This window comes from Pseudomonas sp. B424 (assembly GCF_055408345.1).
Genome location: NZ_JBUZTL010000049.1, coordinates 1 through 7971, shown reverse-complemented (window position 1 = coordinate 7971; position 7971 = coordinate 1). Strand labels below are relative to the sequence as shown.

9 protein-coding genes are annotated in these 7971 nt (G+C 54.9%); 7 read left to right on the top strand and 2 right to left on the bottom strand.

Annotated features, from left to right (window positions below):
• The first annotated feature begins 521 nt into the window (after window positions 1-521).
• From ACZRMS_RS25905 to ACZRMS_RS25880, 6 genes are all read left to right on the top strand, one after another.
• On the top strand, window positions 522-2075 hold the full coding sequence (locus ACZRMS_RS25905; protein WP_047299615.1) for a type IV secretion system DNA-binding domain-containing protein: 1554 nt from the start codon (window positions 522-524) through the stop codon (window positions 2073-2075).
• A gap of 776 nt (window positions 2076-2851) precedes the next feature.
• Window positions 2852-3415: a helix-turn-helix domain-containing protein gene (locus ACZRMS_RS25900; protein WP_139053267.1), complete on the top strand. Its 564-nt coding sequence runs from the start codon at window positions 2852-2854 to the stop codon at window positions 3413-3415.
• Window positions 3396-3569, top strand: coding sequence for a hypothetical protein (locus tag ACZRMS_RS25895; protein WP_203451958.1), 174 nt, complete (start codon window positions 3396-3398; stop codon window positions 3567-3569). The genes ACZRMS_RS25900 and ACZRMS_RS25895 overlap by 20 nt, the downstream gene beginning before the upstream one ends.
• 45 nt (window positions 3570-3614) lie before the next feature.
• Window positions 3615-4025: an entry exclusion protein 1 gene (locus tag ACZRMS_RS25890; RefSeq protein WP_233098630.1), complete on the top strand. Its 411-nt coding sequence runs from the start codon at window positions 3615-3617 to the stop codon at window positions 4023-4025.
• Between the two features lie 238 nt (window positions 4026-4263).
• Window positions 4264-5121 carry a DNA-methyltransferase gene (locus ACZRMS_RS25885; RefSeq protein WP_078481981.1) on the top strand — a complete coding sequence of 286 codons (858 nt, stop codon included), beginning with the start codon at window positions 4264-4266 and terminating at the stop codon, window positions 5119-5121.
• Window positions 5122-5733: a BglII/BstYI family type II restriction endonuclease gene (locus tag ACZRMS_RS25880; RefSeq protein WP_047299607.1), complete on the top strand. Its 612-nt coding sequence runs from the start codon at window positions 5122-5124 to the stop codon at window positions 5731-5733.
• A gap of 1 nt (window position 5734) precedes the next feature.
• Here the strand turns inward: ACZRMS_RS25880 and ACZRMS_RS25875 are convergent, their stop codons facing one another.
• Complete coding sequence (locus ACZRMS_RS25875) at window positions 5735-6037, bottom strand: hypothetical protein (RefSeq protein WP_047299609.1); 303 nt, start codon at window positions 6035-6037, stop codon at window positions 5735-5737.
• Window positions 6038-6233: 196 nt separating this feature from the next.
• A complete protein-coding gene (gene mobQ / locus ACZRMS_RS25870; RefSeq protein WP_274521397.1) occupies window positions 6234-7604 on the bottom strand; it encodes a MobQ family relaxase in 1371 nt (456 codons plus the stop codon).
• A gap of 148 nt (window positions 7605-7752) precedes the next feature.
• Between mobQ and ACZRMS_RS25865 the strand changes: the two genes are divergently transcribed.
• A partial coding sequence (locus tag ACZRMS_RS25865; protein WP_463997606.1) for a hypothetical protein occupies window positions 7753-7971 on the top strand: 219 nt, incomplete at its 3' end.

Sequence of the window (7971 nt, the reverse complement as noted above, 5' to 3'; positions counted from 1 at the left end):
GAAGCGCGCAAGGACGCAAAAATACGCCATTGGCTCTTGAGCATGGTTCAGGCCACCGTGAAGCGAGACGTCGATCAGCGGCGCCTCGCGCCGCTGATCGACGAGCTCGCCGCCCTGGATAAAACACTATGAGGTGGCAATGGCGTTACATACATAAAGCTATGGAGAGGCTGCCGTATGACATTTGAAAGAGATGAACTGGCCAAATACGAAACAGCCATTAGCACCATAGGGAATGTCAGGGCCCTGGCATCCCAGCATTTAGCTGATGAACGCAAAAAGGCAAAGCCAAACGAGGCGCATATAACCTATTTGCGTAATTGGCAGGGGCACTTGCTCCAAGTGCAGCGTGGATTGACCATAACTGACCACGCTGCCGTAAGCACCGCTACGGCCACCTATGCGCAAATACTGAAGAACCGAAGCACAGCCCCCAACTTTCCGTTAGAACTGCCCATATGGACATCTAGAGGCCCTGCGAGCGGTCTTTGCAGAGGCTCAGATCGCCGGGAGGCCAAACCATGAAATGGCATTGGCGCTACCTCGCACTGATCTGGCTCGTCTGGTGGGCTTGGACGCAGCAACTAGGCTTTTCAACCCCGCTGACTGGTTGGGTCAAGCTGGCGGTGATGGGCGCCGCCGTCTGGTACGGGCTGGGATTCGTGAAAGTCCTCATAGAAAAATATCTGCCAGAGGGTCGCAGCGATCCCAAGGTGGTAAGGGGGGTTGAACTCTCCACCTCGGCAAGCCTTCTGTGTGCACTAGAACTGACGGCACGGGGCATTACCCGCACCGATGAGCGCGGCAATGTCACTCCGGAATGGCGCAAGGCGGAAAACGACCTTCGCCGCGATCCGACCAAATACCACGACAAGAACGTTTTTGACGGGTGGGTGAGGCTGGCACAGACGCCAATCCCACCCGCCAATGAGGCCCTGCACATCGCCATCACGGCTAGCACCGGGGCCGGTAAGTCGGTCGCACTGCGCGGCTTGCTGGCCGACATTCGGGCGCGTGGTGATCGCGCCATTGTTATCGACAACGGCGGCGAATTTGGGGCCGAATTCGGCGCACCTGGTGACCTGGTGCTGTCGCCGTTCGATAAACGCTCGCTTGGCTGGAACTTGGTGAACGAAATCCGTGAATCGCACGACTGGATGCGCATTACACGTTCGGTCGTACCGGACGGCCAAGGCAGCGAGCGCGCATGGCACGAAATGGCGCAAAAGCTGCTCGCTAACTTGGGCATGAATACCCATGTCGATAACGCCGAATTGTTGCGGATCGCCACCGGCTACAGCGCCGAAGCCCTGCAACCATTGCTTGCGGGCACCTCGTCCAGCGTTTTGACTCAAGACGGTGGTGACCGCCTGTTGACCAATATTCGCTCGGTTTTTGGCACAGTGTTGCAATGCTGGCAGTTCATGCGCGGCGGCGGCTTCTCCCTCCGCGAATATATGCAAAGCACTGATCCACGTTGGCTGTGGGTGCCGTTCAAGGAGTCCGAATTAGGCGTCTCCCGCGATCTAATCGCCTGCTGGATGGATATTTTGGTATCGGCGGGGCTTGAACGCGCCGAAGGCGGGCAAAACACGTGGATCATCATTGACGAGCTGGACACGCTCGGAGAGTTAGCCAGCTTGATTGCCGCCACCACCAAACTCCGCAAACGCAACGTGCGTGTGGTCGTAGCCTTCCAGTCCTACAGTCAGCTCGTGTCCACTTACGGCAGGGAACGTGCCTCGACGCTACTCAACTGCTTTTCGAACAAGCTCATTTTGCGTTCCGTAGATGGCGAGACAGCGGAAAAGCTGGCCCGAGAATTGGGCGAGCGCGAACGCTGGAAGTTGTCCAGCACCTCGAAAGGGCAAAGCGCATCGTCCACCGAATCGCTCCAGCGGGAACAGGCCGTGATGCCCTCCGAGCTTCAAAACCTCCCCGATCTGCAGGGCTATATCAATCTCGCGGGCGACTACCCGATTGGACGCTGCCAGGTGTCGTTGGAAGCGACTAAACCACGGCATGGGCCAGTGATATACCCTGAAGGGCTCCCGACCTATCTGGGTGACGACTGAGAGCCAAAGGACGTTGTGGAAGTGGATGACAGCCCTTTCACTGTCTAACACGCAAGCGAAGCGCGCAGGGCGTAAGCCAGCGCCGTGAAGGAGCGAAGCAGCCCGTGTAAGGCCTAGAGTTTGTGTGCGGTGTAAGACGGGCGCACAGCGACTGGAACGGCGCTTGATCTTGCTTCGCACGATCTCAAACTCGCGAATTCCCGTTAAAAAAATCAGTTACAGGCGGCCTATGGCCGCCCGGCGCTTTGCGCCGTTACGGGGCAAAGAGCACCAACGAGCCGTCTGGGACAGTTACCCACCTCGCTTCGCTCCGTGGATAACTATCAGACTGACGCCTCGCTGCGCTCGTTGTCGGGCCGTCCCAAATCCCTGGCCGGAAAAAGCACCCGACCAGCGATTTGGAACGACCTGGACGTGATAGAGCATATCGTCTCTGACGTTTTTCGAAGCAACACCAAAATCACAGGCTAAACGCGGACTGAGGTCGGCGGCTGCGTTCATCGCAGCCTGCAAGACCGCAAGCGGTGGCGCCGCAGGCGGCACCACTTAGCCCCGCTCCTAAAAGAAAAAGAGGGCACTTCTGGACGAAAAAGTCTGAACACCAGTAAATACGTGGCCTGCAGCCATTTTTTGACCTGCTTGATATGTTCACTCTAGGGTGAACATATATGTTCACTAGCTGAGTGAACATTTACCATCTGAGTGAACATCTTGTGCGCACGCGGCGTTCATATATACTGAACATCATGTTCACCAGGCCGAACGGATATGTTCACTTGAAACAGATCAGAAAAGACCCCGCTGATTTCGCCATGCTGACCCGTGGTTACATCCGAGACATTCGTGAATTGTCTCGGCGTAGCCCTAGCGCGTTTCAAGTCTTCATGCTGCTGACGGAGCGGATGAATAAGACCAACGCGATTGTTATCAGCCAGTCCACTCTCTGCCAGATCCTCAACTACGGCAGAACGGCGATACATAACGCCATTCGCCTACTTGAGTCAGAGCGCTGGCTCCAAATCGTGAAAATCGGGACAGCTAACGGCTATGTCATCAACTCCAAGGTCGTTTGGCGGGACCATAGCGGCAAGCGATACGCGTCGTTCTACGCCGAGGTAGTGGTCAGCGAAAGCGATCAGGGGAGGCCTGTTGAGGACTGGGATAATGTCGAGTTGCGCCATGTTCCCGTTCTTCAGGCCGGCGAACATCCGATATCTACCGGCGATTTGCCTCCCCCGGACCAAGCTGAATTATTGCCAGTCACAAGGGATGAAGTGCCCCGCGTTAGGGGCTCTGACATCCAAGATATGGAGACTGACAATGAATCTAGCCGACGTTAAACAGCATCTCCGTCAACTCGGGGCGCTGGTCCATGACATGGAAAGCATCCTGGACGATGGCACAGAGGATGCGCCATTGGCTTTCTTTGAAGCATGCGAGGATGTACAGCATCAGATAACGCAGCTTATGCGCGCCTCCTTTATCGCAGTTTAGGTAAGCACGAGTAAAGTGGCACACCAAATCGAGGAGCGGTGACACATGGCGTGGCACACTATCCAAGAGGCACAGCAGTTGACCGGAAAGAGCCGTCGAACGCTCTACCGGGATATGTCTAAAGGCCGTCTATCTTGGGCGCCTGAGGGTGATAACGCCCGTCGATTGGAGACGTCTGAGCTAATCCGCGTCTATGGCACTTTGCTCCCAGTGGCACAGTCTGAGATTGAGAAACCGGCACACGCTGGCACTGGTGTTGGCACACAAGACACGGCCCTGATCTTGGCCGAATTGAAAGCTCTACGGGAAGAAGTCGCCGAACTTCGCCAGGCGATGCGCTTGATCGAGCACAAACCTGATCCTGTGCCATCTGTCATACCTGACACGCCCGAAGGCGTGCCAGATTCACCGCAGCTACCGCTGCCGTGGTGGAAAAAATGGGCCTTCCGCCAGTAAGACTGGGCGAAAGACGGTGTTGCATTACGAGCAGTACCTGATAGCTGCGTCGATCACCAGGATGATACCGAGGGACACTTAGGCACCTCCGGATTGCTGCTTGACCTGCCGAAGCAGCATTGGCGGTTGATCCACAAGGACTAGCGGTTCCGTTATTCGACGAACACCTCACACGGCTCGGCTAAGTGCTGGATCTCTAGCAGAGAATGCCGTATATTTGTAATACGCAGAGGTGACCATGAAAGCCAATACAGTGAATTCAGATAACCAAGACGCCGTTCTTGTACATAAAGACAATCTTCTTTTTATGCGGGGCTTAGAAAACGAATCAATGAAGCTGATCGTTACGTCTCCTCCGTACAACATCGGAAAGTCATACGAAAAACGCTCATCTCTTGAGGATTATATACGTGGCCAAACGCAAGTAATTTCTGAGTGCGTCCGTTTGCTTCATCCGCAGGGTTCAATATGCTGGCAGGTCGGTAATCATGTCCAAAAGGGCGAAATTTTCCCGCTAGACATAGTTCTTTATCATCTATTCAAAGATCACGGACTAAAACTAAGAAACCGCATAATATGGCATTTTGAGCACGGGTTACATTGTAAGAACCGATTGTCAGGAAGACACGAGACAATTCTTTGGTTCACTAAGGAAGATGAATACACATTCAACCTTGATCCAATTAGGGTGCCGTCCAAATATCCGAACAAAAAATACTATAAAGGTGAAAAAGCAGGGCAGTTATCAGGAAACCCGTTGGGTAAAAATCCTGGTGATATGTGGATACTTCCTAATGTGAAAAATAACCACGTCGAGAAGACCATCCACCCTTGCCAGTTCCCTGTTGAGCTGGTCGAGCGTCTGGTTCTCTCGCTCACGAATCCCGGCGATGCAGTGTTTGATCCCTACATGGGCGTGGGTTCTACCGCAGTGGCAGCCCTCAAGCATGACCGACGCACCTATGGATGTGATGTCATACGCGAATACGTTGATGTAGCATGGGAACGAGTTCACGCCCTCAGGGCAGGAACACTCGACACTAGACCGATGCATAAGCCGGTCTACGACCCTACGTTGCCCAATGGCGGACATTAGATGCGAATTGTTCAGTACTACTCCCACTTAAATGGATTTGAATACCTTCAGTACCATAAGCCTAAAATATGGGCAGAGGTTGAAGCTATTATTGCGGGAGTAGATGCTGAACGGTGCAGGACAAAAGCATCTGCCGAAGCAAGAAAAGCAGGGAAAACTCTTTATTCGCCTGTAGATATGAATGCCGAGTTTAAACAGCTATTTGAAAAAAACAATTGGAAAGAAGAGAGAGTTACTAACTGGTTATCTGAGGACACCAGGATTTTACGTCAGATTGTAAACCTGAAACCTGATGACCAGAAAAGAACTATTGAGGAAGGCAATCAAGAACCAATCATGACCTATAATCAAACCGACTTCATTAAGGATCGGGTTGCGGTTGAAGTGCAGTTTGGTAAATATTCTTTTGTTGCCCACGACCTTTTCGTCAAACACATGTCTTTCTATATCAACGGCAACATCGATGTTGGTATAGAGATTGTTCCAATGAAGTCCATGGAACGAGATATGTCATCTGGCGTTCCTTATTATGAAAGGGATTTGTTCAATCTAATGAGGCAAGGCCGTGGTATTCCAGCAGTGCCTATTATCCTGGTAGGCATTGCGCCCTAATTCAGTACCAGTGACTTGGAACCTCAACACCATAGTTTTTTGCCACCGTTTCTAGCATGGCAATAATCTCTGCATGGTTAGCCTGGTCTATCTGTTGCCAGGCGGTGCGGCGAGCTAACAGGTCTTTAAGTTCACCTAGTCTGTACATTCCCAGCCGGTGAAAATTCCCCCAACTGGGAATACCAAAGAGGTTATAGATTGTGACTGTTGAATCCCGCTCACTAGCCAGCCGTTTTTCACCGGTCAGCTTCTCGGCAGCCTCTTCGGCATCGTCACGATCATCGTAGGTAAACAGTAGCTTCATTGGATCGCTGCTCCAGTATCTGAGCTGCGATTTTGCCTGACCCTCCGTAACTCCTAAAGCGAAAGCACCACTATCGCGGATATGAGCCGTAGCGTGAAGCTCAAAAGCGCCTGGCCACGACCACTACACGCCCACTCGGCACGGCCTGGTTAAACCGAACGACAGGAACGCCAGCCTTGGCGGTTGATCAACGGAACTAGCGTTCTCTGGGGAAATTGCGGCTTCGTGAGCGTTCCCGTTCTGGGTCACGCTTATCGTTCTCGCGCTTGGCAGTTTCTAGGCGCTCAGCTCGTTCGATCCGTTCACGCTCAGCGGCCAGGCGCTCAGCATTGGCCACCCACTCGCGTTGTGGCTGATACTGCGCCTTGATCTTGGCCGTCTCTTCGCGCCTGATCTGCAGATAGGCTTTGTCGGCCTGCTCGATCTTCGCCGGCAGTGCTTCCAGCGCCGTGTTCGCGGCCTTCACGGCGTTTTCGCGCTCAACCAAGTAATCCGGCTTGTTCAGTCCAATAGCCGCCATTTTGGCACGCATGGGGTGCCGCTCCGACCACTCTTCAATTTCCACCATCGCTTGGTATTTTCGGGCCTGTGCCTCGTTACGCTCTTGCGTCAGGTCGCGCACCTTGGCGTAAGCCGTGGTCACGGGCGACGACTGAGCTGCAACGTCAGCGGCATCCATGAACGCCGGACGGCCATGGCGGCGCTTGTACTGCTCGATGTCCTGCCGAATCTCGGCGGCGGTCTTGGTCTTTTCGACCGGACGGCGGCGCTCCCGCTCGGCCGCGAGGTCGATAATCTGCGCGCTGACCCGCTCCCGCTCGACGTTGTTCGCCATCACTTGGCGGTTGCCGTCGCCCCGGTCGGACGCCTTGCCCCGGCGCTCCATGTCCGTAGCGACTGCGCCAAGGTGCGTGGTGGCTTCGCGGTCGATGCCCTGAGCGGCAAGGCTGCGATGGTCGATCCGCTCGGCACGGCCTTCGCGCTCCAGGGCGCGATTGGTTAGGTCGGCCCAACGCTCGCGCAACTGCTCGATGTCGTGCGCGCTGCGCCCCTCAATTCCAGCCTTAGCGCGGTCTTTGTCGCCCAGCTCCAAGGCGGTTTTATTGCCGAGCTCGATGCCATCAACCCCCCGGCTGACTTCCCGGGTCGTCATCAGAATGTGGGCATGGTGATTGCGCTGGTCGCCTTCCTGGTCTGGGCGATGAATCGCCACGTCCACGGCCACACGATAACGCTCGGCCAGTTCGCGGGCGAAGTCGCGGGCCAACTCTTTGCGGCCAGCCTCCCCCAGCTCGGCGGGCAAACCCACGATCCATTCGCGGGCAGTGCGCGAGTCCTTACGCTTTTCGGCGGCTTCAGCGGCGTTCCACAGCTCGGAACGGTCGGCGGTTCCGCCGTCCGGCATCAGGATTTCAGCCGACTCGACACCCGCCCGGCGGGTGTAGTCGTGGATCAAGCCGGTGCGTTGATCGACCAACTCACTACCAGACCGATAAGCAGCAGCAGCAACGGACGAACGTCCGGCGCTTCTCGCTATCGGTTTGGTGGTGCAGTGGAAAATTGCCACGGCTCTTGATTCCTGTGCTTTTGATTTTGCTTTAGCCCCGCAGGGCGTACTGGGTTGCGTAGCAACCCGTAAGTGCGCACTTTGCAGTTCGCTTCGCTCTCTGGCTGCGTGATATCGTAGCACGACCGAAAGAGAGGAGGCGGGATAAATGGCGCTGACGATAGAGCAAAAAATCGCACAGAAGGAAGCCGAATTGGCTCGCCTTCGTAATCAGAGCCGGGCGCTCGAAAACGGGCAAAAAATCATTTTGGGCGGGATGCTTTTGGCCGAAGCGCGCAAGGACGCAAAAATACGCCATTGGCTCTTGAGCATGGTTCAGGCCACCGTGAAGCGAGACGTCGATCAGCGGCGCCTCGCGCCGCTGATC